At 41.0% G+C, this 26568-nt stretch carries 15 protein-coding genes and 1 pseudogene; 10 read left to right on the top strand and 6 right to left on the bottom strand.

All coding sequences use genetic code 11. The annotated features are described in order from the left end of the window. Positions 1–83: 83 nt before the first annotated feature. From OO184_RS07395 to tssE, 5 genes are all read left to right on the top strand, one after another. Positions 84–1067 (top strand): Tli4 family immunity protein, encoded by a 984-nt coding sequence (locus tag OO184_RS07395; protein WP_265378619.1) that lies wholly within the window; start codon positions 84–86, stop codon positions 1065–1067. 527 nt (positions 1068–1594) lie between these two features. Then, entirely contained in the window at positions 1595–3361 is a 1767-nt protein-coding gene (tssF, locus tag OO184_RS07390) for a type VI secretion system baseplate subunit TssF (RefSeq protein ID WP_265378618.1), read from the top strand. Beyond that, on the top strand, positions 3325–4413 hold the full coding sequence (tssG, locus tag OO184_RS07385) for a type VI secretion system baseplate subunit TssG (protein ID WP_265378617.1): 1089 nt from the start codon (positions 3325–3327) through the stop codon (positions 4411–4413). Before tssF ends, tssG begins: the two co-directional genes overlap by 37 nt. Next, positions 4391–4930, top strand: a complete 540-nt coding sequence (gene tssJ / locus OO184_RS07380) for a type VI secretion system lipoprotein TssJ (protein ID WP_265378616.1) — start codon at positions 4391–4393, stop codon at positions 4928–4930. The genes tssG and tssJ overlap by 23 nt, the downstream gene beginning before the upstream one ends. 4 nt (positions 4931–4934) lie before the next feature. Next, positions 4935–5363, top strand: a complete 429-nt coding sequence (gene tssE, locus OO184_RS07375; RefSeq protein ID WP_265378615.1) for a type VI secretion system baseplate subunit TssE — start codon at positions 4935–4937, stop codon at positions 5361–5363. A gap of 480 nt (positions 5364–5843) precedes the next feature. Here tssE and OO184_RS07370 read toward each other — a convergent pair whose 3' ends face one another. The 4 genes from OO184_RS07370 to OO184_RS07355 form a co-directional block, all read right to left on the bottom strand. Continuing rightward, the gene (locus tag OO184_RS07370; RefSeq protein ID WP_265378614.1) at positions 5844–6518 is read right to left on the bottom strand and encodes a PAS and helix-turn-helix domain-containing protein; all 675 of its coding nucleotides are present in this window, start codon (positions 6516–6518) and stop codon (positions 5844–5846) included. Between the two features lie 34 nt (positions 6519–6552). Further along, positions 6553–7032, bottom strand: a complete 480-nt coding sequence (locus tag OO184_RS07365; protein WP_265378613.1) for a PAS domain-containing protein — start codon at positions 7030–7032, stop codon at positions 6553–6555. Between the two features lie 837 nt (positions 7033–7869). Further along, entirely contained in the window at positions 7870–8556 is a 687-nt protein-coding gene (locus tag OO184_RS07360; RefSeq protein ID WP_265378612.1) for a helix-turn-helix transcriptional regulator, read from the bottom strand. A gap of 41 nt (positions 8557–8597) precedes the next feature. Further along, complete coding sequence (locus OO184_RS07355) at positions 8598–9287, bottom strand: PAS domain-containing protein (protein ID WP_265378611.1); 690 nt, start codon at positions 9285–9287, stop codon at positions 8598–8600. 1425 nt (positions 9288–10712) lie between these two features. Between OO184_RS07355 and rtxA the strand changes: the two genes are divergently transcribed. Next, on the top strand, positions 10713–21278 hold the full coding sequence (gene rtxA / locus OO184_RS07350; protein ID WP_265378610.1) for an MARTX multifunctional-autoprocessing repeats-in-toxin holotoxin RtxA: 10566 nt from the start codon (positions 10713–10715) through the stop codon (positions 21276–21278). Between the two features lie 373 nt (positions 21279–21651). Here the strand turns inward: rtxA and vapC are convergent. Together vapC and vapB are read right to left on the bottom strand one after the other, a co-directional pair. After that, a pseudogene (gene vapC / locus OO184_RS07345) lies at positions 21652–22055 on the bottom strand (type II toxin-antitoxin system tRNA(fMet)-specific endonuclease VapC). Then, a complete protein-coding gene (vapB, locus tag OO184_RS07340; protein WP_088371652.1) occupies positions 22048–22290 on the bottom strand; it encodes a type II toxin-antitoxin system VapB family antitoxin in 243 nt (80 codons plus the stop codon). Before vapB ends, vapC begins: the two are co-directional and overlap by 8 nt. A gap of 482 nt (positions 22291–22772) precedes the next feature. On the opposite strand from vapB, the gene OO184_RS07335 reads away from it, so the two are divergent. The 4 genes from OO184_RS07335 (at position 22773) to OO184_RS07320 (ending at position 26542) form a co-directional block, all read left to right on the top strand. Then, a complete protein-coding gene (locus OO184_RS07335; protein WP_139656058.1) occupies positions 22773–23333 on the top strand; it encodes a Panacea domain-containing protein in 561 nt (186 codons plus the stop codon). Beyond that, positions 23333–23734 (top strand): hypothetical protein, encoded by a 402-nt coding sequence (locus tag OO184_RS07330; protein ID WP_265378609.1) that lies wholly within the window; start codon positions 23333–23335, stop codon positions 23732–23734. Before OO184_RS07335 ends, OO184_RS07330 begins: the two co-directional genes overlap by 1 nt. A gap of 782 nt (positions 23735–24516) precedes the next feature. Beyond that, positions 24517–25533, top strand: a complete 1017-nt coding sequence (locus OO184_RS07325) for a formamidase (protein ID WP_265378608.1) — start codon at positions 24517–24519, stop codon at positions 25531–25533. Between the two features lie 706 nt (positions 25534–26239). Further along, positions 26240–26542: a Tc toxin subunit A gene (locus OO184_RS07320; protein WP_265378607.1), complete on the top strand. Its 303-nt coding sequence runs from the start codon at positions 26240–26242 to the stop codon at positions 26540–26542. The last annotated feature ends 26 nt before the right edge of the window (positions 26543–26568 follow it).

Genomic DNA, 26568 nt, shown 5'->3' with positions numbered 1-26568 from the left:
CCGTAATCCGTTAATGGTGTTGATACGGCATGATATTTCCCTGCCCATTATTACCCTGTTTTAATTTAAGAAAGGAAAATGAAATGAAAACTGAAATATTAACTAATATGCCGACGCGTTGTATCGGGCATTATCTGATTGATATTCCTTTAGTATTTGAAAATATCATCAATAATGAGATATATATTGGCGATGCAAAAATAGAAACCAAGCGTATGCATTTATCCGCATTTGAACAGCGGATAGAGATAAGAGAGCAAAAATTAAGGACGACTAAAACTACCGATCTGAAAGATCTGCCCTTTTTAAAAAAGGCCCATCATCTCCAGGGAAACTTATATGGCGTGATTTTTGATAGAAATCAAAATATCAGCGAACCCGGATTTTCCCGAATATTAGAAACCCATTTATATGATAATGGGGTTGCTTTTATGATAGAAATGAAGTTTACAGAAATATCAGATGATAAATACAGCTATTCACGTGACCGTTATATAAAATCTGGATTGCATGAAAACCAATATAAAATGCTGTCTCAAACTCTGGACAAAATGCAAAGGCTAATTGCCAGAATCAGTGGCAGAAAGGATAGCGATATTCCGACAGAAGCAGGAATCTGTATCCCTGACGGTTTTATTGCCGGTCATGATAATGATAAAGAGAATATGATGTTTGTCTATCAAGGAAATCAGGATAGTAATTTTACATTCAGTGTTGCAATCATTAATGACTTTAAAGGGGAAGGGATTTTACTTGAACGTATTAGTAAAATTGAAAGGGATTGGTTCATTAACTATGGCAAGATAATAAGAAAGGAGGAAAGAGAGATAAATGGTATTTATGGGGAGGAGTTGTTAGCAGTAGGTCTACAATCTTTTGACAACAATCCTCGGTATCGATTTGATTTTATTGCAAATGATATGGCATTGGATGATAAAAACGTCGGTGTTGGTGTTATATTAATGAATTACCAGTTACCTGCAACGCCATATACTGAAGATGAATTGATCATGTTTTGGGAGGCAATAACGAAAACTTTTCGTAAAAGACCGGGAGCTTTCGAATAGTGATAAAGTGATAGTGTTTTAAATAATTAATTGGAGGTTCAATGTGCTCTGGATTTTATTGCTAATAACTTTTTTTCTTTATCTGTTGATGTTTAGTCCGGCAATATTGGTTATTGATATACTTATCATTCGTCGGATAATTAAACGTGGAGGATGGGGGAAATATAAAATTGTGTTTTTTTTGATTCCTGGCGTTCTATTGATGAGTATCTTGATTGCCGGTGTGGGCTTTTTCACTAACATGTTGTTTGTTTATTTATATGACCATTTTGTGTCGCCATTTTGGTTGAGATAATAATTTAAAAATCAATGGTAAGGTATTTCGATATGAAATATATCTTTTGAATATTAATTGCTTATTGCGTGATTGCGTTGGCAATAAAATAGAGAATATCGTTATGTCTGGCATTGTTTTTTTAGGTGATATCAGACTATAGCTATTTTTCTCTAATATGTTACTTCCCTTCTTATTATTTATTCTGAACGGGAAACGGTATTTTTTAATAATTCTTTTGGAGGACCATCCTATGGATGATTTAACCCTGCGCTATTATGAGGCAGAAATGCGCTATTTACGTGAGGCGGGCAAAGAGTTTGCTAAGGCTCATCCTGACCGGGCGGCCGCGCTTAATCTGGATAAGATCGGTATGCGCGATCCTTTTGTCGAGCGTCTGTTTGAAGGTTTTGCCTTTATGATCGGGAGCTTGCGTGAGAAGCTGGATGATGATTTGCCGGAGTTTACTGAAGGGCTGGTCAGTTTACTGTGGCCGCATTACTTACGCACGATTCCATCCCTTTCCATTGTTGAATTGGGGATGGATTGGGCAAAGTTGAAAAATCCGGTACAGGTGAAAAAGGGCTTTGAGATCCTTTCGCAACCGATCGGCCCAAGCAAGACCCAATGTCGTTATACCACGACTCAGGCGGTTCAGTTGTTGCCTCTGGCGCTGACCGACGCTTGCTTGCAGGAGGAACCGAATGGACGTTCTGTTATTCGATTGCGTTTTGGTTGCGGGACACTGGTGGACTGGAGCCAAATTGATTTGAGCCGTTTACCGTTGTATCTCAGTGCCGACAGCCCGCTGGCTTGTGCGTTACATCGAGCGTTTACACTGCAAACGCAACAACTTTACCTGCGTTTACCCGGTCAGCCGGATCGTCAGCCATTTGACGGCCGATTCACACCAATGGGATTTGGGGAAGAGGAACGGTTATGGCCGAAAGGGGAAAGTTCGTTCAGTGGTTATCAACTCCTGCTGGAGTATTTCACCTTCCGTGAAAAGTTTATGTTTGTTGCGCTCTGTGGATTGGAAAAGTTGACTCTCCCTGAGAGAACGCCGTGGTTTGAGCTGGATGTGGTTCTGCGTGAAAGTTGGCCTTTTGATTTACCATTTTCTGCCGAGCATATCCGCTTGCACTGTACCCCGGTGATTAACTTGTTTCGATTGGAATCCGATCCGCTGCAATTGTCACCATTGCAAACTGAGTATTTGCTGTGTCCGGTCCGTATTCAGGACGGGCATACCGAGGTTTATTCCGTGGATGAGGTGTCCTCTTCGAAACGCGAGGGCCATCGGTATGTGCCGTTCGGTAGTTTCCGTCATAAAGGCGGCATGTTGCGTCATGATGCGCCGGAGTGCTACTACCATACCCGTGTGAAACGAGGGCCGTCAGGTTTGTGTGACACTTGGATTATTCTGGGGGGAGCGGATTTTGATGATGAAAAACTGTATCAAGATCAAAAAGAGATTCTGTCACTCACGCTGACCGGCACTAATGGTCAACTGCCTCGTAGGGCATTGCAGGATTCGCTGTTGGATACCGCTGTTAATCCTCCACTCGCTGAATTTACGGTACGTAACCTGTGTGAACCGACATTGCCCTGCTATCCGCCCAATCGGGACCGTTTTCACTGGCGAGTGCTCAGCCATCTTGGTTCTAATTTTCTTAGCATGATGGATAACCCGGAAGTGTTACGCGGGACGTTGGCCCTGTATGACTGGACCGATAATGAGATGAACTATCGTCGGCTGGAGGCGATTGTTGCAGTGAAGCATTCGTTGATTGAGCGATTTGAACAGGGATGTTTGCGGCGAGGCGTGCACATTGAAGTGACGCTGGATAGCAACGGCTTTGCAGGCACCGGTGATATCAGCTTGTTTGGTGAAATGCTCAGCCGCTTTTTTGCCTTGTATACCGATATTCATCTGTTTAACCGACTTACGCTGATTTTACAACCTACGGGGGAACGACTGTTATGGGAAGAACAACACTGTCAAAACATTCCCGGTTGATGGCAATGCTGAAATCGGACATTTCAACCCTCAATTTCTACCAGTTCTGTCAGATTATTGAACTTGCAGTCCCTGATCGGCCGCCAATGGGTAGTACGGAAAATCCGGCTGATGATGCGATACGTTTGCGGCCTGATCCAGGTTTGGGATTTCCCGCCAGTGAACTGAAAGCGATAGAAACTGACAATGAACATCCAGAGCGTCCGCCGACGGTCAGAACAACGTTTATGGGGTTGTATGGAGTGGATTCTTTGTTGCCGACCGCTTACCTGAATGATATCGCTCAGCAAAGGGAAGGGAATGAAGCAATAGAAGCCTTTCTGGATATTTTTAACCACCGGATGTTCACCCAGTTTTACCGTATCTGGCGTAAATACTCTTATCCGGCAACGTTTGCTACCGGAGGAACTGATAGAACGTCCCAATGTCTGCTCGGGCTGATTGGTTTAGGGCTACCGGGTAGTCAGCAACATATTGCTACGCCGATGTCTCGTTTTCTGGCGCTGCTCAGCGTTATGCGCCTGCCAACTCGAACCGCAGAAGGCGTATCGGCGCTGGTGGCATTGTTGGCGCCGCAAACCCGGATCGTGGTGACGCCTTCTTGCCCACGGCAGATCCATCTAATGCAACCGGCGAATCTTTCAGCTACTCACCGAATTTCCCTCTCCCAGCGTACTGTGCTAGGCAGAATGGGCATTGATATCAATAGCCAGTTATTGCTGGCGCTGTATACCGAGTGCCCGGATGAAGCGCGGGGTTGGTTGCCGGGCGGGCAGTTGCACACTGATTTTTTGGTGTTGTTGCGGGTTTATCTGGGCTGGCGATACCAAGCCAGATTGCAACTGACTCTACCGACCCGAATATTACCGCCGCCGATACTGGGCGGTCAGCCGGTTCAGTTAGGGCTGACGGGGGTATTAGGTTTAAAAGTTGAAGATCATCAGGCGGTAGTGCCTGACAACATTACGGTGAATTTAGGGGGTTATCAGGGGATACCGCCAGACAGTAATCAAGACAAAGGAGGAGATTATGTTAACTATCCCTTTTTATAAAATTGTGCCGACGATAGCGGCGATAACATTACTGCTGACAGGTTGTGGCCTGACTCAGACCGTGACTGATGGCACGGCAGCGGCCACCCGATCCCTTTTTCATAAGCAGGTGAAAATGTTGCATCTGGATTTTATTCCACGGGCGGCGGTCAATACTGACGCGGGAGAAAGTGTTGCGTTGTCCGTCCCGGCATTGGTTCGGGTCTATCAGTTGCGGGATAATAACGCTATAGAAAAGGCGGATTATGCGGATTTGTTGGATAACGGCGACCGGATGCTGAGTGCTGATTATCTGGCGAGTCAGGAGGTGGTGGTGAAACCGGGTGGTCATGCTTCTCTTGATATGCCGATGGCGGCGCAGGCGAAATATGTCGCGGTGGTGGGGCTGTTCAGAAACCCCGATTTAGCCAAGGGGACTTGGCGTCGGATCATAAAACGCAATGAGTTGTTATCGGATAGGCCTCGTATTATCGAGCTCAATGCCAGAGGCTTGACCTTATTGCCTGAAAAGGAGTGAGTAAATGAAAAAACCTTCTCTGTATGAAAGTCTTTTCGGTAATTTTAATTGCGGTCTGGAGTTGCATCAGGTGAGTGAAGAAGATCAGGTAATTTTGTCGGTATTAGACAATATGCAACGTATCCTTAATAGCCGTGCTGGTTCGCTCACCCATCTGCCCGATTATGGTCTGCCTGATCTTGACACCATTCTGCGAGGGTTGCCTGCGTCGTCACAGCGCTTGGTCTCGACGATTGAGCACACGTTGTTGACCTATGAACCGCGTTTGAAACGAGTTGATGTTAAGTTATTGTCGGAGCTTGCGCCGGGGCATCTGCGTTATGACATCAGCGCTGAACTTAAAGGTGTTGGACTGGTGCGTTTTAGTACCGAGTTTGTGCCGGAAGGGAATGTGTTGGTCCGCCATTTACGCCAGCAAGGGTATATAGATTAAGTTCTGTTTATGTCTGTCTTGTTAAATCCACTCTTGGCCTTTATTGCTGTTGCGCTAATTGACAGGGCAGTAAAGGATGGTGTGGTTTTCTCGGAATGATGCTCGTAAATTAATTCTTGTTTTAATCAATGGATTTATCTTTGTTTAGCCAAAAGCGCACAATGCCTGATGTTATTCTTTATTTTGAGAGTTTATCCTTGTATTGGAATTGAAAATCAGAAACTCATATTGATATTAAAGGAAAATGAATTTTTCCTTCTTTGAGGGTTTTTTTGGTGTTATTTTCGTAATGCTTAAGTGAATAAAATCTTAAATGAGAAGAAAAGACGGCAGAATTGTGTTAATTCGTTTTTCCATAATAACATTGATAATGCTATATCAGCGGCAGCCTTAACTTATTAATAAGGCTACCGTTATTTCTTCTGGTATGTCCAGATTGAATTTTATTGTCAGAAGCAGAATAGTGTAATAATTAAGTTGCTAGGACAATAAGAATTTCTCTGGTACATAATGATGGAAATTATTTGCTAAACAATATTCTTCCAGTTGTTGGCTGGAGTGAATACCTATCTTGCCATATATCCGAGCCATATAAGTTTCAACGGTATGGTAAGCAATATTTAATTTCTGTCCAATCTGTTTCCTGGTATATTTTTGTAAAAAGAAAAAAATGATATCCCATTCACGCGGCGTAAAAATATCGCTTGGTGGTTGGAGTATAATTGATGCTGGTAATGTTTTGTAATATAGATGTAGATTGGCTAATGAGTAGTCTTTGGCTTTCCATGCATGAAGAAAGATGCCGGTACATTCGTTTTCATCATTATAGAGTGGATATTTTTCCGAGAAATAAGATGATGGAAATGTATCCTTCCCATATGTATGTGTTTCAAGTGAACATATCCTTTGCCCTTGTTTCATAACACTTTTATCGTGAATAACGAAATCTTTTGCAAATTCAGCCCCATTCCAGGGGAGTTCATTATCATATTTCCCCTCATAATCAAATAAATCTGGGAGATCCTGGATTTGTCTAAATGCCAGATTACCAAAAATCCAACATGAGTCTTTGTCTTTGATTGCCCAAGGTTCATTACTTTGCTGCATGGTGTTAATGACTTGAGATGAAATAGTTAGCTTATTGATTTTTTCCATGGTGAGGTCCTATTGTGCAGTTAATGATTTAAATTTACAATTCCCTGCTGCCAATAGTAAGAAATCTTTCAGGAATATAAAGATGACAGTTATTTTTCTTACAGAAATCTGATAATTCTATCTGTGGTGATAAATTAAATTTCTGGTAAATTGACTGAATATGGTTAACAACATCTTCACAGAGGAGAAATTTATCACAAATATAAGTTTGTTTAACCTTATGTTCGCTAAACTTATGCGTTTCCAGTGAAGTGGCGCGTTGCATAGTTTGAATGGCTTTTTGATCTTGATGGTCGAATTCTTCTGCATGTTCGCCAATAGGTGAGGGTAATTCACCCATAGATAGCTCTATAATATCGAAATCTTCAGGAAGGTTGTGCAGTTGATAGGAGGCAGGGTTAGCATAAATAAATCTTGACTGGCGAGCTCTGGCTTCCCAAGGTTCATTACTTTTATCCCACATTAGTGTTAATTGTGGCGTAATATGACTGGGTTTGTTTCTTATATTTAACATAATAACTCCTGAATTCCTATTTAGATTATTATCTGAATGATTGCTTTTCCGATTATGTCTTAAGTGGACTGCTATATAATAGAATATAATACTTTTCTCGTCAAAAAGCGTATGTTTATTAATTGATTTTTTACTATTTAATAATGAAACTTTAAACATGAAATAATATAACTATATATACTATTTTAGATGAATATTATTTGAGGAATTTGCCGAAAAAATAGTTGGAATCCGTTGCTGTGCTTGCTGTTGAGCCTGATATCGGGTGTTTTTTAGTTGGAAATCATCAATCATTAATGGTAAATAAATGCAGATTATACTTGCAATTATCAGTACCCTTATTGTTGTCAATTAATGAATAATTATTTTTCCTAATGCTTAATAGCTGTTCTGTTAAATTATTTTATTTACTCTTCTTGGTAATAAAGAATAAATCTGAACAGTATCGTGAAAAAAATAATGGTTTTTGAACACATTTTTGATGTGGCTTGAAGATTAAACTAAGTAAATTACGTCTGTTGTGTTAAGTAGATGTTCTTAGTTTTGCATATTGTTTGCATTTATTACCCTTTTAAAATAAAAGTTGGAAATGGTGACTTTTATTGGGATTAAGTAGTAAATACTTAATTAATGGCGCAAACGTAAGTTTGGTTTTAATCTTTCCATAATAAAATAATTTTTTATCATTATAAATAAATTTTATTACTTAATTGCTATAAGTAAAAAATGAAGAACTATTTTTACGCCCCATGGTTTATGACTTATTCCCATTGTGTTAATAATTTGAGGTGATATTTTATAGTTCTTCTTCATAAAAACTCTGTTGTTATTTAGGAGTCAAGGAAACATTTTGCTTTCTGGATGCACAAATCTTTCTGGTACATAGAGATCATAGTCATTTGTGCGGCAATATTCTTCCAGTTGTTTGCTAGAATGAACACCAACTCTTTTATATATTCGTGAAAGATGGGTTTCAATAGTACGATAGGAAATATTTAACATTTTACCCATCTGCTTACTAGTATATTTATGTAACAGAAGAAAAATAACATCCCATTCTCGTTGCGTAAATATGTCGGTTGGTGGTTGAAATAATATAGATTGAGGAAGTTTTCCATGAAATAGACGAGTGAATGAGAAGTCCTGAGCTTTCCATGCATGGTGAATGGTGCCGATACATTCGTTTTTATCATTATAGAGTGGATATTTTTCTTGGAAATAAGATGAAAGAAATTTATCTTTCCCGAAGATATGTGTTTCAAGTGAACATACTCTTGCTTCTTTCTCCATTACCTTTTGATCATGAATAACGAATTCTTTTGCAAACCCCGCTCCATCCCAAGGAATTTCATCATCATATTGTCCTTCATAATCAAATGAATTTGAAATATTGTGAAGATGCTTAAGTGCTAGATTGCCGTAAATAAAACATGAATTTTTATCTTTGATTCCCCAAGGTTCATTACTTTGCTGCAAAGTATTAATGATTTGAGATGAAATAGTTAGCTTATTAATTTTGTTCATAATGAAACCCTATTGTATAATTAATTATCAGTAATTTAAATTTATAATTCCTTGCTGCCAATGGTAAGAAACCTTTCAGGAATATAAAGGTGATAGTTATTTTTCTTACAGAAATCTGCTAATTCTGTCTCTGGTGGTAAATTAAATTTCTGGTAAATTGACTGAATGTGATTAACGACATCTTCTGTGCTGATCATTAATTCTTTACTGATGCTCTCTTCATCTTGTGAGCGTAGGGTTAGAAAAAGCACTTCCCACTCGGTTTGCGTCAATATATTATTAGGCGGCATAAATTCCAGGGTTGATGGCGATGTTCTCTCATAATAGTAAGAAACAGAAAAATCTTTAGCCTTATACATATGAAAGAAAATCCCAATGCAATCATTATTCTCATCAAAAAGGGGAAATTTATCGCAAATATAGGTCTGTTTAACGTTATTTTCTCCAAACTGATGTGTTTCCAGTGAAGTAACGCGTTGCATAGTTTGGATGGCTTTTTGATCCTGACGGTGGAGCTCTTCGGCATATTCAGCAATAGGTGAGGGTAATTCACCCATAGAAAGCCCTATAATATCGAAATCTTCAGGAAGGTTGAGCAGTTGATAGAAGGCAGAGTTAGCATAAATAAATCGTGACTGGTGATCTCTGGCACCCCAAGGTTCATTGCTTTTATCCCACATCATGGTTAATTGTGGCGTAATAAAAGCGGATTTGTTTCTTATATTTGACATAGTAACTCCTAAATTCTTATTTAAATTGTTATCTGAATGGTTGCTTTTTCGATTATGTGTTAAGTGGACTGCTATATAATAGAATATAATACTTTTCTCGTCAAAAAGCGTATGTTTATTAATTGAATTTTTACTATTTTACAATGAAACTTTAAATGACAAGAAATATAACTATATATACTATTTTATGTGTGAATTATTTGAGTATTTATTGAAAGAGTCGTTGGAAGCTGTTGCTGCGCTCGCTGTTGTGCCTGATATCAGCCACTTTTTAGCTGGAAAGCATCCATCATTAATAGTAAATAAGTGCAGATTATATCCAAAATTATTAGCATCCTGGTTGTTGTCAATGGATAAATAGTTATTTGTCCTAATGCTTAATAGCTGTTTTGTTAAGCTATTTCATTTACTTTTTTTGTAATAAAGAACAAATATGGATAGTAGTATGAAAGAAACGATAGTTTTTGGACACGTTTTTGATGTGGCTTGAAGATTGAGCTAAGCAAATTACACCTGTTGTGTTAAGTATATACTCTTAGTTTTTCTTATTATTTGTGATCACTATCCCTTTTAAAAGGATAGCTGGCAATAGTTACACTCATTGGGATTAAGTAGTACATACTTAATGAATGACGCTAACATAAATTTGGTTTTTTCTATTTCAGTGATTTCCAAGTTATTTTTATTGACCGCAAATAGGTTTAAGTTAACATTTCCATCATCTTAGCCTGGGTAATAATTAACCTTGGCTATATCAATCCTCACCTGGCGTGCTGTCCCTCATTATAGTTAGTGATGTTGTATTTATTGGTTTAATTCAGCTAATAATTTTATTTATGAAAAACTTTTTAATAATTTTAATAAAAACAATGAGTTAATATATAGTTTAATCTTATTTTTTACTATCTTATTTGTACTGTTAACATCAGTGTGGGGATATAGGGCAATATGTGGGGGGTAAACAGACTTTCTCGTGTATTAATATTGATTTTGAGTTTTTGCTCTATATTATTTTATTCTTATAACAGTATTTTTTTATATATATAAGCTCATTGTGTGTCGAGCTTGGTTTTTTATTTCACGATATATTTTTAATCTTTGTGAATAAATTTCTTGTTGAGGGGGGAATATGTTTAAAAAATTCGAACAATCATCTCTGATATCAGTTATAAAAAATTCTTATTATTTCATTGATTAGAAAGTAAATAATCAAATGAATAATAACTTAATAGAGTTAGAGTAATCTGCCTAAATTAGAGAAAATGATATAAATAATACCTAATTGATGGCTGTCATTATATTTTTTTCCGTGGGAAGAACGGTGGATTTGCTCTGCCCACGGAAAACTAGATTCTCAAAACCGCTGCTGTATCTGCCAGATGCAGTGGTTTTCTATTTAACCACAGCTAAATTAAGGGATTATTTATGGGTAAATCATCAAACCGTAGTACAGAATATTTCTTTACTGGGAAATACTACGATGATGATGATGGTAATAATATTGTTGCCATCGGCGTAGGAGGGGTTATTTATGCTAAAGGAGGAGATGATCGTATTACCCTTGGGTCGATTGGGGCGACGGTCTATGCTGATTCTGGTAATAAGGTCGTCAATGGTGGCGCCGGATATTTAAAAATAGTGGATAAGGAAGGTAATCTGTCAGTACATGGCGCTGCGGGTTATTCGGGTATTGATAAGAGTGGTAATGGTGATATTTCATTTGCTGGCGCGGCGGGAGGGGTTGCTATCGATCACCGGGGGAGCCGCGGTAACCTCAATTTCTCTGGGGCGGCTGCTTATAATGGCCTGAGTCGTAAAGGGCAATCCGGTAAAGTGACTTTTGACGGTGTCGGAGGTTATAACGAATTATGGCATGAAACCAATCAGGGCGATTTAAATTTTTTCGGCGCGGGTGCTGGAAATAAAATTGATCGTACCTGGTATGATCACTATGAAAAAAGCCACGGCGATGTGAAATTTGAAGGTGGGGGAGCGGCAAATAGTATTAGTTCGCGGGTTGAAAGCGGTAATATTAATTTCACCGGTGCTGGGGTTGATAATCACATTATACGTAAGGGTAAAGAAGGCAATATTATTTTGCATGGAGCAGGGGCATCAAACCGTATTGAACGCTTGCGCCAAAGTCAAGATCAATATGGACAGACCCACGGTAATATCGAATTTGACGGGGCAGGAGGATATAACCGGCTTTATTCTGATGTCGCACATGGTGATATTACTTTCGATGGCGCCGGCGCTTACAATGAAATAGCAAGAATTGGTGTAGATAGCGGTTCTCGTGATGACGCTTTGGAATACGCTAAAGCGGAAGAGATCGTATTAACAACGGCGACTATGGGAGGAAAGTGGCTCCAACAATCTCAACATCAGCAGGTGATGGGGATTAAATCAACTGTCGAGCCTAACACTTATCTGTTTGCGTTTGCCGATGAAATGTACACTAAGCTTGTTAAGGTCCAACTTCAAAATGATCCTGAAACCGGTAAGCTCGGTTATTACGCTACTTCTTGGTACAAAGATGGCAATCACCTTAATAATCTCGCTACGGAGAATATCTCTACAAGCAATGGATTTTTCGATATAAGTTTCAATGGGGGTTACCGCCTCTTTAATCTAATCTTTGAGCATCATCAACCCGTTACTATTCAGCATACTGTTGAAGAAGATTTACAGGAAAACCATTGGGTGACTTATGCCGGTGGAACTAATGCCAGAGCAGGAGATGTCACGCTGGTTGATGCCAAAATGCATGGGAATGCAATTCATTCCGGTGGTTTGGTATTGGATGTTTCAGCGGTGAAATCGAACCGTCAACCGAACACTTATATTTATGCCAAGTATGTTGAGTCATATACCAAAGTGGTGATGGTTGAGTTGAGAAATGAGCCTAAAACAGGTGCGCTGCAATATTATGCCAGTGCGTGGTACAAAGCGGGCGATCATACTAACAATTTGGCTGCGGAAGATTTTTCTCGAAAAAATGGTTATCGCTCGATGGATATAGGTGGATACTCGCTAACCCATCTGCAATACAAAGTGAATTCAGTATGCCGTGTTTCTGAGCATTTAGCCCATACCGAAGAGTACAGTCGTCAGGAATTGGTGAAATCATCCACGGATACAGGTGACAGCACCGGTGACATTAATTTCAAGGGTATGGGAGGCGGCAATGTCATTACTTCCAGTGTCACAAGCGGCAATGTCAATTTTGACGGTGCCGGTGCCGCTAATGTCATCGTGAAAAGGGGTAAAGAGGGCAATCTGACATTCCGTGGCGCAGGTCTGGCAAATGTGCTGGTTCATCAAAGTCAGCATGGGGAAATGGATGTTTACGCTGGCGGTGCGGCAAACGTTCTGGTTCGTATCGGTGACGGACGGTATCTGGCTCATCTTTTGGCGATGGGTAATATCTCGATTCATCAAGGTAACGGCAATAGCCGGGTTATCATGCTTGGGGGGTATAACACTCATAGCCAAATAGGGAATGGCAATGCAAATTGGTTAGGTGCAGGCGGTTTTAACGTGATGACCCAAACCGGTGAGGGAAAACTCTCCTCGGTACAGGTGGGCGGCGCCAATGTGCTGACTAAGCTTGGTGCTGGTGATTTGGTTGCCGGTATGCTTGGTGGGGCTAACATTATCACCCATCTCAATGATGATAAAAAATCAGATACCACAGCGGTTGCGTTAGGCGGCGCCAATATTCTGACGAAAAAAGGCCGAGGTAGGGTTATTGCGCTGATGGGCGGCGGCGCCAACGTGCTTACTCACATAGGTAACGGGAGTACGACAGGTGTGATGTTGGGTGGCGCTAATATCTTGACCAAAGTCGGAAATGATGACACCACGGGTATTATGCTTGGCATAGGTAATGTGCTGACTCATGTCGGTAGCGGTCAGACTCTGGGGGTCATGGGAGCCGCAGGCAATATCTTTACCAAAGTGGGTAATGGAACTGCAATTGCGGCCATGATTGGCGGCGGCAATATATTTACCCATGTTGGCGACGGCGATGCATGGGGATTGATGGGGGGCTTGGGGAATGTGTTTACCAACGTGGGGGATGGTAAGGCGCTGGCATTGATGATAGCTGCCGGCAATGTGTTTACTCATATTGGTGATGAAATGAGTGTTGCCTTGATGTTGGCTAAAGGCAATATTGCAACCAAAGTGGGTAACGGCATGACGCTGGCGGCAATGATCGGTGAGGCTAATGTGATGACCCATGTAGGAAATGGCTCAACCTTTGCCGCGATGATCGGGCAGGGCAATATCCTGACGAAAGCGGGCAATGATTTGGCGCTTGGTTTGATGGTTGGTGAGGCCAATATCTATTCGCATGTAGGGAATGGCGCCAGTATTGGCTTGTTTGCCGGTGAACTGAATGTGATGACCAAAGTGGGTGATGGAACAACATTGGCGGCAATGTTTGGGCAAACCAATATCATGACTCATTCCGGCAATGGCTTAACCGGTGTGTTAGCGTTAGGCGAGGCGAATATTGTTACCAAAGTGGGTGATGATTTTATGGGAGTAGTTGCGGCGGCGGAAGCTAATGTCATCACTCATAAGGGGTCATCAACTACTGCTGCGGTGCTATTCGGTAAGGGCAATATTCTAACGAAGGTGGGCGACGGGACAACAGTCGGTTTATTTATTTCCGATGTGGGTAACATCATGACCCATGTCGGTAATGGTTTGACAGTGGGTTTCGCCAAAGGTACAGCGAATATTATTACCAAAGTGGGGAGCGGTATCGGCGTTAATGCTGTTTGGGGGGATGCTAATATCCTGACTCAAATTGGTGATGGTAATCGTTATAACTTCGCGAAAGGTAAAGCGAATATTATTACCAAAGTGGGTAATCGGCAGGAAATCACCGTTGTTCAAGGGGATGCCAATATTATCACCCATGTTGGTCACGGCGATGACTATACGGGGGCTTGGGGTAAAGCTAATGTAATTACCAAGATTGGTGATGGCCGTAATGTGGTGCTTGCCAAAGCTGACGCTAACATTGTGACTCAGGTAGGTAACGGTGACAGCTTTAATGCTTTGTGGAGTAAAGGGAATATTGTCACCAAAGTAGGCGATGGTGTGCAGGTTACTGCGGCAAAAGGCAAAGCCAATATTACGACTTCGGTAGGGAGTGGTTTAAGTGTCACCGCGACGCATGGCGATTTTAATATCAATACCAAAGTGGGTGATGGAGTTTCCGTTAACGCAGCGTGGGGTGAATATAACGTTAATACTAAAGTCGGGCATGGTCTCAATGTTGCGATTATGAAAGGTAAAGGCAATGCCAATATTCATATTGGTGATGGTTTGGGGATTAATGCCTCTTATGCGCGTAATAATGTCGCGATTAAGGTGGGTAACGGCGATTTCTACACTTTTTCTATTGCGGAAAGCAATACGCAAAGTAATAACCTTCCTTTTCTGTTTAAAAGTATTAAACGAACTGTGTTAAGTGTGGAAGGTAGTCAGGCAATTAGCTATCTGATTCACGGTAATGAGGCGAATAGTTCTGGTACGTATAGAGGCCGAGGAGCGATTAATTTAACTGAAGTTTCTGCCATTGATGGTTTCCATATGAATGCCATTGATGAAGTTGGTTCGGATTTGCGTGATAAATTAAGCGGTACGGTAACTCAGGTGGAAATCCCTGATACTGAGGCTATCCAGAATGCCTTGCATATTGGAGACAAGGTTGATTCGATTCAGAGTGAATCATCATCACAAGCTGATGCGGTTATTAAACATGCAAAACAGGACAGCGCTGTACAAAATGGGTTAAGTGATAAAGAGAAAGCGGAAGAAAATCGTCGGATTCTGGAACAAGAACGAGAAAACCAACTTAAAATAATTTCAAAATCACAATTCCAATTGGAATCAACAGATCAAAATGTGTTGAATACCAATGGACAACTACAGCGTGATGCAATAAGTGGAGAAGAGTGGGCAGTAACGAAAGAATTGTTCTCCATGACTCAACGTTTGAATGCGCTTAATGACTATGGGAGTTACGATGGTCAATCTGGCGATGAGTGGCGTAACCGGTTTGCTGTGGGATATCTGGATCGCACTCAGGAGAAATTAAATGACACCAAATTTATTTCACAGCAAAAATTAGTGGATTCGCAGACGCACCTCCTTGATAGCCAACGACAAGTAAAAAATGCAATTGGCAAATCAGAAGCCGGTTTAGAGCAAAGTTATCAGAATATAAAGAACGCAGACGACAATATTGAGGATGCGCGTACAAAAGCGAAATCAAGACAGAAAGAAGCTGATTTGCAACGTCTGCGGGCAGCAAAAGCGGAAAGCGATGCCTATGCTGTGTATGAAGAAGCTAAACAACGCGGTGAACATGATAGCTCGGTAGCGAAAAATAAAGCCGCTCAGGTGCAGGTTGATGCGAAAGGGGCGAAACAGGCTGATGATGTAAAACCAGATCGTAGCGGAGCGACCGGCAGTGGTTTGTCTGGAAAAGCTTATACACCAATCGACGTAGCGAAACCAAAAAGTCATATCAATCCTGAATCCAAAACGAAAGCTAATGGCTGGAACAGTGAAGATCTGACATTAACAGCCGCAGATTTGGCGGCATTGGATAGTGCGCAGCAGGCGATTAATCGATTACAGATTAATAAGGGTATTCGTGCAGAACATGTCGGTACTTCGATCATTTCCTCTCTTACCGGAACGTCATCCGATAGGGTTGTGAAGCCTATCTCAAATCAACCCAGAAAGTTAATCACAAAAGTACCTGTAATTTCGGGTATCAATTTGCAAGGGTTAGGGCAAGTTGCTGGTGGAGATAGCCTTAAATCCCATTCTTCCATCCTGAGAGAATTTGAGCCTTTCTTACTGAGTCAGGGTAACAAACGGTTTATTGATTCGACGAAAAGATATCTTGGTCAGATAAATACTGATCGGCCTAGCAAGGCGTTGGCGGCAGTACGTGAGGCTTTCAGTAATGCGGTTGAACAACCTGATGAGCACCATGTGTTGCAGCTTGAGCAAGCGCTTGCTCATTGGCAACAGCATGATCCTAATGAATTTGCCAAGCGTGGCGGATTAGTTAAAAGCTTGCGTTTTGAGATGGGGGAATTGGTTGCCTACCTTCAAGCAAAAAGAGCTGAATCAGCCGGGATTTTAGGGGTTAGTTTATCGCCTGACCATGTTGCACAGTTTGACCAACAGGTATCCTTTGATGGATTCGGGCGTGTGGTCGGTCTGAAAAGTGATATCGCGCAAAGTGAAATTAATCGTCTTACTGATTTACAAATCAAGCCATTGACCCAGATTAACTCTGCTGCGGAACGGGAAGCGCCTAAAACTGAGAGTGAAAGCCTCATCGTTTTTGTTAGCCGGTTGCAACAAGCAGCCATTCCCGAAGGTATGACGTTAGTTGAACGGGCCAAAAACCTTTGGCTTAGCGGACAAGTAACACGACGGGAAACCATTAAGCTATTTGAGGATGCGGTTACCCAATTGCAGACACATCCTGAATTACACACGTTAGCTCAACAGTTACTGGCTGATGCCCGTAAAGAAAAGGCGACGGGACAATATATTGACAACCTGTTTGGCCGTCATTTTGATTCTGAATTGGCCTATGAATTGGTGAAAAAGGCATCGTCGGAAGCCAGAGATACCGCAGAGCGGACAGGCAAGTTCTTGGTGCAGGAATTTGAGCAGTGGATAAGCGGCTATTACCCGGATCAGGTTGTACGTGATAATCATATTGCGGCTAAGATGCGCCTTTTTGCTAGAGCTATCAATCAGGACTTTCGTCCTTGGTTTAGTCGGGTGCCTGAGTTAATCACATTTCTGGACGAGCCGACTTTTGCCAATTTCAAGACCATGATGACTACAGTCAATAACGGTTTTGATGTGATTAAAGTGCCGTTTCTGTCGGTAAAAATGGCAATCACTTCAGGGATGGGGATGGATCGTACAGCATGGAAGATTGGAGGAGATCGTTTCTATGAGGATGTTATCACCAAAGCTCGTTCGACCAGTTCAGAACTGACTGCCGGGACAGATGTTAAATATAGAGTGGAAATTACGGGCAAACAGACCAACGACTATGGCACGGCGCTGCCTTATCAACCTGCGCACGATAAGCATGACGATTTTTTGTATGGCAGAAAGGTTGCCGCAGGACGGATCTTAGTTCCTGGATGGGAGACAGAATTTGAACATAATGCGTTAGCGCAAGGCCACTCTGTGGTGACGGGGGCATCTGGTTCAACCAATATTATGGTTCACCTCAATAACTATATTGCCAGTAAACAACCTACTTTCTCGGCTAGACAGAGCTATCTCAACACGCTGGCATTTTTGGTATTTGATGGTGGTCATTCCGTCAACGAAAGTCTGGCGGTTTATCAGGCACTACAGGTAACCGGTGATGAACAACGTAAGCAGGTACTCAACAGCTACACGGCCAATTATCGGGATCTAGTGGATATTGCCGGTGAAGAAAGCAAAGTGTGGATAAATCAGGCGCTGGATAACGCTTTCCAAGAAACTGGGGAATTCTATCAGAAACATGCCAAGGTGAAGCCACAAAGTCGTCCAGCGGTGGAAGAGTTAGACGGGTTATCGGGTAAGAATAAGAAACCAGAACCTACGATCATCGACGATACTCAGCAGGATAAGAAAGCGAGCAGGCAACTCGGTGATTGGCAAGTAGAGAAGGTGACGCCACAAGCTGATGGCCGTGAAACTCGTTTTGATGGTCAGATTATTATCCAAATGGAAGATGATCCGGTCGTCGCTAAAGCCGCGGCCAATCTGGCGGGTAAACACTCAGATTCTAGCGTAGTGGTTCAACTTAACTCTAAGGGCAAATATCGGGTGGTTTATGGCGATCTTGCCAGATTATCCGGTAAGTTACGTTGGCAGATTGTCGGTCATGGCCGTGATGCGTCGGAGCAAAATAACGTTCGTCTGAGTAGTTATGCTGCTGATGAACTGGCGACCAGATTAACGCGGTTTTATCAGGACATTAATCTAGGTAAAAGCATAACTCACAAACCTGATCACATCAGTATTGTGGCTTGTTCTTTGATAAGTGATGACAAACGGGATGGCTTTGCTCGTCGATTTATCTCAGTGTTGGATAAACAAGGCATTCGCAGCGATGTTTCCGCTCGCAGTAGTGAAGTGGCTGTTGATGCCGGTGGACGCAAATTTACCCGTGATCAAAATAACCAATGGGTTAACAATCTGTCTGATAACAAAGTCGTATTAAGTTGGAATGATAAAAATGAGCTGATCACGCATACCGAACAGGTTCGTCGTGGTATTGCTGAAAGTGATATCAACCTCTCCAGAGTAGGACATACCGAAGCTGATACCGTTATTAAAGGCGCGATTACTGGTCACAATGAAGTGTTAGTTCAACCAAAGAAACGTGAAAATACCATTCAGGTTGATCCTGACGATCAATCGAATAATCAACTCAGTTATTCCGGTAATATTCAGGTAAATGTGGGAGATGGAGAGTTTACCGCCCTCAATTGGGGAACTTCGAACGTCGGGATTAAAGTGGGTAGCGGTGGTTTTAAATCACTGGCCTTCGGTGATAACAATGTGATGGCGCACATCGGTAATGGCGACAGTAAACACAGCTTCGATATTGCAGGCTACCAAGCGCTTGAAGGGGCGCAAATGTTTATCGGTAATCGCAATGTCAGCTTTAATCAGGGCCGCAGTAATGACCTGATTGTGATGATGGATAAATCCATTCCAACGCCGCCGTTGGTTAATCCGTTTGATGGCGCTGCGCGTATTGCTCACGTATTGCAAGAGGTTGCCGGTTCCAGTGAGGATCAAGATTGGCTGGCGGCACAAGATCAGCAGTGGACCATCGCCGGCGCGAAGAGGTTTGTGGAAGATATGTCCGGTTTGGACCAAACCAGCAACGTAGACTACAACACATTGACTGATCTGGATTCGCAACATGAGCGTAGCAGCCGTGGTTTGAAGCATGATGCTGAATTGACATTGAACAAGAAGTTTAATCAGTGGCTAGGCGAACATGGCGCGAATATGGGCAAAATAAGTCGTATAGAACAGTTCCGTCAGGCCAATCAGAAACTGGCCTTCAACTTTGCTGTAGGCGGTCAAGGCGCGGATATCCAGGTGACAACCGGTAACTGGAACTTAATGTTCGGTGACCATATCCAGTCGATTCTGGATACTAACTTGGGTTCACTGTTTGGCCTGATGACGCAGCAATATTCAGCAACAGGCATGGCGAAGACCACCTTTACCTATAATCCACAGGACTTGCCACGTCAGCTTAAGAATAAACTGATTGGCCGATTAGCGAGTGTAAATGCGGATACCACCTTAGCGGATATTTTTGGCGTGAGTTACACCGCAGACGGAAAAATTATTTCCCGCACGGGCGAATCGGTTGATGGTGAGGCGATTCTGCAAGAGATGCTGGAAGTGATTGGGGAATTTAGCGGTGATCAACTGCAAGCTTTCACCAATCCAGAAAAGTTACTTGATAGCTTGGAAGCGGGCATTGATATGGGCGAGGATGGCGTCAGATCATTTGCCGAGAGTCATGGTCTGAAAGAGAAAGCGCCTGATGAGAGTCAGGAATCAGGATCTTTGGTGAGTATCAATGAAGAAAATGTTCAGACTAATAATAAACTCAAGCCCGTCTTTGGTTTTAATTCGCTTAACCTACCTAATCTGTTTGCAACGATATTCAGCGAAGAGAAACAGCGAGAGATGAAATCGTTAGTGGTTAACCTGAAAGAAAACCTGACGACAGATCTACTTAATATGGAAGAAAAAACGTTTGATTTCCTGAGGAGCAGCGGTCATCTGCAAGGGGATGGGGATATTCACGTATCGTTGGGGAACTATAACTTCAACTGGGGAGGCGACGGTAAAGATCTTGGCGCTTATCTGGGAGATAACAACAACTTCTGGGGGGGCCGCGGTGATGATGTTTATTACTCGTTAGGGACTTCCAATATCTTTACCGGTGGTGAAGGCAATGATCTTGGCATCTTGATGGGGCGTGAAAACTGGATGTTTGGCGGTAAAGGGGATGATACCGCGGTAGTGGCCGGGCGCATTAACCATGTCTTTATGGGGGAAGGTAATGACCAGACGTTTGTCTTCGGTGAAGGTGGTTTTATTGATGCCGGCAACGGGCAAGATTACGTCGTCACTTCTGGCAACTATAACCGGGTGGATACCGGGGAAGGTCAGGATTATGCAGTGATCATCGGCAATAATAATCAAGCCGAACTGGGTGGAGGCGATGACTTTGCCAGAGTATTTGGTAATGACAACCGGATCGATGGTTATTCCGGCAATGATACGATTAAGTTGATGGGCTACCATGCGGTGATTAATGGCGGCGAAGGTGATGATCATCTGATAGCCGCGGCGATTTCGAAGTTCAGCCAATTTGATGGTGGTGAAGGTCAGGATCTGCTGGTGTTAGGCGGGTATCAGAACCATTTCCGGGGCGGTGCAGGTGTGGATAGCTTTGTGGTCAGCGGAGAGGTGATTGATAACCGAGTGAGAGATATCAGCGCAGAAGATATGATTTTGTTTAACGGTGTTGACTGGAGAAACTTGTGGTTTCAGCGCAGCGGGTATGATCTGGTGCTGTCAATGAATCGTCATACTCAGGACAACACTGCTCTGGGGAAATTTGAATCGGTAGGTTCGGTCACCTTTAATGATTACTTTAATGGTAATCGCGCTAAATTGGTGACTCGGATGAGTGATAAGAACGCGTCAGGAGAGCGTGAATTTACGTCACTGTCAGATAATGCGGTGGATTCTTTGATTCAGGCTATGAGTAGTTTTTCCCCAACAGTGGGTGATAATGGTTTTATTGAGAGTCTGGACAGTCAGGCGAAAACGGCTATCACAACGGCGTGGACCGATGTCACGATTGGTAAGGGGAAATTTGCTTAATCAGCTCTTTATAAATCAGTAAAAAAGTTTTAATAAGGTGGCTCACAGAAAGGTGGGCCATTTATTCAGGAATTATTTCTGAGTTTTATTTGTTGATGTTTTATCATTGTTTTAATATTAAATTGATTTAATTACAACATTTAATTGTTTTTACTATAGAACTACATTGTTTTTGTATGATCATATTAATGTGTTAATTTACTGTTATTATGCGGATTCTGGTTATGCGTCAAAATAGGAATGCCAAAAATAATATAAGTTTAAAATGTTATTTAATTACTGTTGTAAAAGTTAATCGTTAAAAGCTGAGTAATAACAAACTCTCATAAAATCTTGCCCCGGCTAACACAGAGGCAGATTTTGCTTAGTGTTGTCAATCTAGTGTCCAATCTTCCACTCTCAATCCATCAACCCTATTGAATTCCTTTGTGTTATTGGTAACAACTATCAATCCCTTGCTTCTTGCATGTCCTGCAATATGCAGATCGTTATCCCCGATCCGTTTTCCAATTTTTTCTAGTGACGCACGAATATTTCCATAGTGAAATGCGGCTTGTTCGTCATAAGGAAGAATAGTTAATCGAGAAATAAAATATTCTATAACTGCCAGATTTCTCTCGGGATTTCCACTTTTTTTAGCCCAAAAATCAGTTCTGCTAATGTGATCGTAGAAATAGCCATGTGGTCTGTATTCTTATTGAATTTAGGCAGTATGGATTCAGGGCGCTTTTTTATCGTGAAAATCACGATATCAGTATCGAGCAGATATTTAATCATCGAAAGATTCTCTTTCACTTGTTACTTGATCAGGACGTTCAGGTAAAAAATCGTCAGTTACAGATTGATCAGACAGAAAAAAGCTATCCCATGTATTCTGTGCGGGCGCAATAATTCGTTCCTTGCCTCTTGACCTAACAGTAACTTCTTTAACATTATCAGGGAAACGGAGATCTGCGGGTAACCTTACATTTTGAGTTCGGTTGCTCATAAAAACTTTACTTTTATATATCATGGCGCACCTCTTTGATTGTTGCTATATACCATGAGTGTATAGCTTAAAGTCGAATATGGGCAGAGTCTATGTTAAATGCAGGTTGTATAAGTTTATTGTTGTATAAGTTTATTGTAGTTATGCCAGCAACTTCAATTTGAGAGGAACGGATTGATCACCCCTAGCTGATGGAAGACTTTTGGTGGGATTCCATTGTTATACATGGAATTATGAGTGGTATAAGATGTAGCGCTATTTTGGAATTTTATTTTTATACGAAGATCAACAGTGATCATACAGCAACATTTTGGGTTGTGTTGGTTGCTATACATTTTTTAGCCTCAAGATAAAGAATTTTTAAATCTTTAATTCTTTATATATCAGAAATATAGTTTTAACTCATTGACTTTATTAGAATTAACCTTGTCAGGATTGCGCATTTAGAAGTACATTATATGTGTAAATTGCCAGTTTGGTATTTTGAAAAAGTCTTGGAGGTTTCTATGTTTTGCGAAGAAAAAGTAGCCCAAATGGCTGCCTATTTGCTGCATAAGCGCGGCGGGCGCATGGCATATCTGAAGCTTATGAAGTTGCTTTATCTGGCAGATAGGGTATCTATGAATGACTATGGCTACCCTATCACTGGTGATCGAATGGTATCTATGCCTAGAGGGCCAGTTTTATCGCAAACCTTAAATTTAATTACTGGAGATTACGCCAGTGATGAATTTGGGTGGGGGGCATGGATGAAAAGTGAAGAGAATTATGAAATTTCACTCAAACGGAAAGGTGTAACAAGGGATGATTTTGCATCTCTTTCTGATGCTGAATTAAAGGTTCTGGATGCCATTTGGGAACAGTTCGGTCATATGAGCCGCTTTGAGATTGTCGAGTATACTCATAAACATTGTACTGAGTGGCAAGATCCAGGCGGCAGTTCTTATCCTATTTCACCAATTTCTGTTTTTATTGCTGTCGGTAAATCACCAGAAGTTGCTGAGAAATTGGCGCGAGAGTTAATAGAAAGGCAACAACTGGACTGTTTTCTTCAAGGATTGCGGTAATGCCGGGTGGGATTTTAAGGAAAAGAAGTTTACTTATCCCATCCGGGTATACAGATCACTTATATATTATCTGCTGTGATCCCGTTTTTTACCCTAAAAAAACTAAGACATGTTTTCTGGCTGTAAATATCAGCTCTTTGAAACCGGATATACCGTATGATCGAACATGTATATTGAATTGTGGCGATCATCCTTTTATTAGACATCCGAGTTTTGTTTTCTATGGTCGTGCTGATATTTTTGGTTCAGTAACAGTTGAACAGCATATGTCTGCTGGTGATATTAAAATCCATGAACCATGTGGTGATTCTGTTTTTAATCGGATTCTTTCTGGGTTTGATATATCTCCGCATGTAACTTTAGAAATTCGAAATTTCTATAAAAAATATTGTATTAACTAAATTTCGTTTTAAATATTAAATTCAAGGCTGCACTTCGGTGTGGCCTTGTTTTATGGGTGGAATATGCCAAAAACAATCAAAGGTCAAAAAGGCGATGGCAGTAAGCAACGAACTTCCAATTGAGGCCCCGGATTCAATTCAATCAATATCTAGGACTAAGCTACTAATAGCTCTTAGTGAAGGTGAATTTGCTGGTGGGTTGGATGGTACCAATTGCAACAGTTGCCATATGTAGCGACATTGATAATTGCGCGTGCATGATTAGCTGTTACGCACTTGCATTGTTAGCTGTTACGCACTTGCATTGTTAGCTGTTACGCACTTGCATTATTAGCTGTTACGCACTTACATTATTATCTGTTACATACTTACATTATTATCTGTTACGCACTTACATTATTAGTAGTTACACTCAAATCAGTGAATTTAAGTCCTACCAACTGATTGTTGATGGTCAACATACGGTAAAAACCAAAACAGATGGTTTGGGCGCTGTTTATAACTTCTCAGATCACTCAAACGGGTTGAGTTCTTTCAAGGTGCTCGACTATTTGCAAAGTTATTTAGGGCGAATTAACCTTAATGTTAATAGAGATATTCTTTACTACAAAGTTATTAATTTTTTTATTTAATGTTACAGATCGCATTTTTGTGAACAAAAGAGACGCTATTATGCATTAGTGAAATCGCTTAACGATGGGTAAAGATAACGTTCTATTTGCTTGTATAACGATGAACCTTGTCATTCAATTTTAATAATTACTATTCATTCAGAGGTCTCTATGGGCAGTACCGGAAGTGTCAGTGCGTGGGAGGAGGCGTTATTAATTGCCGCTATTCAATATCCTGTTCCCGTTATTAAGGGGCCTGAAGATATTCAGGTTCAAGTGCGGCAGATTTGTAAAACAATGGATTCAACTAAAGCGGGTTATCCTGATTTAGATCTTATTGTATTTCCTGAATATTCTGCTCAGGGATTAAATACCAAGATCTGGACTTATGATGAAATGTTATTATCGTTGGACGGTCCAGAAGTTGACTGTTTTCGCCAGGCGTGTATTCGCAATAATATCTGGGGCGTATTTTCAGTAATGGAACGTAATGAAGATTCGTCGCAGCCACCTTATAACACTGCGATCATTATTAACAGCAGCGGTGAGATTGTATTGCATTACCGTAAGTTGCAGCCTTGGGTGCCGATTGAACCTTGGATGCCGGGCAATTTGGGTATGCCGGTCTGTGAGGGGCCAAAAGGTGCAAAACTGGCTGTGTGTATTTGTCATGATGGTATGTTTCCTGAATTAGCGCGCGAAGCCGCCTATAAAGGCTGCAATGTTTTTATCCGTATTTCCGGTTATTCTACCCAAGTCAACGACCAGTGGATCTGGACTAACCGCACTAATGCTTGGCAGAACTTGATGTATACCGTATCGGTTAATCTGGCAGGCTACGATGAGGTTTTTTATTATTTCGGAGAAGGTACGATTTGTAATTATGACGGTAACATTATCCAGCAGGGTCAGCGTAATCCGTGGGAAATTGTTACCGCTGAACTATTCCCGCGCCTAGCGGATAAGGCTCGTGAGAATTGGGCGCTGGAGAATAGTATTTTTAATCTCGGTTGCCGAGGTTATGTTGGTAAACCTGGCGGAGAGAGAGCTAATTATTTGACTTGGGTGCGTGATTTGGCAAACGGTGAATATAAATTGCCTTGGGATGAAAACATCCGTATTCGTGATGGCTGGAAATATTACCCAGAAGGTGTGAAATTGGGGCCATTACCGAAAATTGATAAGTAAACTGCGAGACTGATAATGTAGCACCATAGGAATGCTGCTATTCTTCTGGTATGAAAAGTATTGTGAAAATATAGGATGTAATAGTTATCGAATTGGTCGGTGATATTTTTACTTCTATTATGTCCTATATTTATTGATTTTAATTATTTTTTTGAAATTGAAAATAGTATAAATATTTTATTGGATAATTATTATAGCAAGGTGAGTTTTTATTATCTTTTGATTAATTTCATTGTGTTTATTAATTGGTTGTATTACTAGTTTAGTATTAATTTATTGAAGGGATTAATTATCTACATGATGATTGAAAATAGTTTTAATTTTTGTGTAAATTGGATATATAAAATCCAAGTTTAATTGAATTAAGATATATGAAAAAATCATTTTAATTATAAAATATTTATACTTTAGTATTAATGTGGGTATATATTAACTTTAATGGACATGCTGGTGGATAGTTGAAAAGTAAATAGTGTAAAACCTGAAATTAATTCTTTGTTAGAAAATGATTTGTTGTAATTATCAACATAAATGAGTTCGCGATTCCATTTAAATAAAATAAATTTTTAAAAACTATTAAAACAGAAATATATTTTAGCCTGGATAATACACCTTGACAGGCCATAGTGTAATACTATTAATCAAATATCGAAGCATTATGATATTTGATGAATATTCCTATTTTCTATTGAAAAGGTAATCATTTATGGCAAATAAAATAGAATCACGAATTAGTTATAAAACGCTATTTAACGATAACCAAGATCTCTATTGTTTTCCGGGCTTACCTGAAGCCAATGATGGCCCTTTGGCCTATTTGGTCGATTTGTATCAACAATCCCGTTTATTTGAAGAAGATGCCAATAAAAAGAGTGCTCGGCTTATCAGCCAACGACGACCGGATATTGAAAAATTACTACTTGATGGCACAAACCTCAATCAAACCAGTAAATCATTACCCCTTGTTGTTGAAATTCTGGCTGGTCAAGTCAAGAGATTCTGCGGATAACCAGCGATTTTGACCTGAAAGCGGCA

Origin of the sequence: Photorhabdus aballayi (genome assembly GCF_026153155.1) — a bacterium.
GTDB lineage: Bacteria > Pseudomonadota > Gammaproteobacteria > Enterobacterales > Enterobacteriaceae > Photorhabdus > Photorhabdus luminescens.
Note: the sequence above shows the minus strand (reverse complement) of the source record. Positions and strands in the feature narration are given on the sequence as shown.

Excerpts from the sequence above, each read along its gene's own strand:
- OO184_RS07395 (WP_265378619.1), top strand. The coding sequence starts at position 84 with ATGAAAACTGAAATATTAACTAATATGCCGACGCGTTGTATCGGGCAT.
- tssF (WP_265378618.1), top strand. The coding sequence starts at position 1,595 with ATGGATGATTTAACCCTGCGCTATTATGAGGCAGAAATGCGCTATTTA.
- tssG (WP_265378617.1), top strand. The coding sequence starts at position 3,325 with ATGGGAAGAACAACACTGTCAAAACATTCCCGGTTGATGGCAATGCTG.
- tssJ (WP_265378616.1), top strand. The coding sequence starts at position 4,391 with ATGTTAACTATCCCTTTTTATAAAATTGTGCCGACGATAGCGGCGATA.
- tssE (WP_265378615.1), top strand. The coding sequence starts at position 4,935 with ATGAAAAAACCTTCTCTGTATGAAAGTCTTTTCGGTAATTTTAATTGC.
- OO184_RS07370 (WP_265378614.1), bottom strand. The coding sequence starts at position 6,518 with ATGGAAAAAATCAATAAGCTAACTATTTCATCTCAAGTCATTAACACC.
- OO184_RS07365 (WP_265378613.1), bottom strand. The coding sequence starts at position 7,032 with ATGTTAAATATAAGAAACAAACCCAGTCATATTACGCCACAATTAACA.
- OO184_RS07360 (WP_265378612.1), bottom strand. The coding sequence starts at position 8,556 with ATGAACAAAATTAATAAGCTAACTATTTCATCTCAAATCATTAATACT.
- OO184_RS07355 (WP_265378611.1), bottom strand. The coding sequence starts at position 9,287 with ATGTCAAATATAAGAAACAAATCCGCTTTTATTACGCCACAATTAACC.
- rtxA (WP_265378610.1), top strand. The coding sequence starts at position 10,713 with ATGGGTAAATCATCAAACCGTAGTACAGAATATTTCTTTACTGGGAAA.
- vapB (WP_088371652.1), bottom strand. The coding sequence starts at position 22,290 with ATGATATATAAAAGTAAAGTTTTTATGAGCAACCGAACTCAAAATGTA.
- OO184_RS07335 (WP_139656058.1), top strand. The coding sequence starts at position 22,773 with ATGTTTTGCGAAGAAAAAGTAGCCCAAATGGCTGCCTATTTGCTGCAT.
- OO184_RS07330 (WP_265378609.1), top strand. The coding sequence starts at position 23,333 with ATGCCGGGTGGGATTTTAAGGAAAAGAAGTTTACTTATCCCATCCGGG.
- OO184_RS07325 (WP_265378608.1), top strand. The coding sequence starts at position 24,517 with ATGGGCAGTACCGGAAGTGTCAGTGCGTGGGAGGAGGCGTTATTAATT.
- OO184_RS07320 (WP_265378607.1), top strand. The coding sequence starts at position 26,240 with ATGGCAAATAAAATAGAATCACGAATTAGTTATAAAACGCTATTTAAC.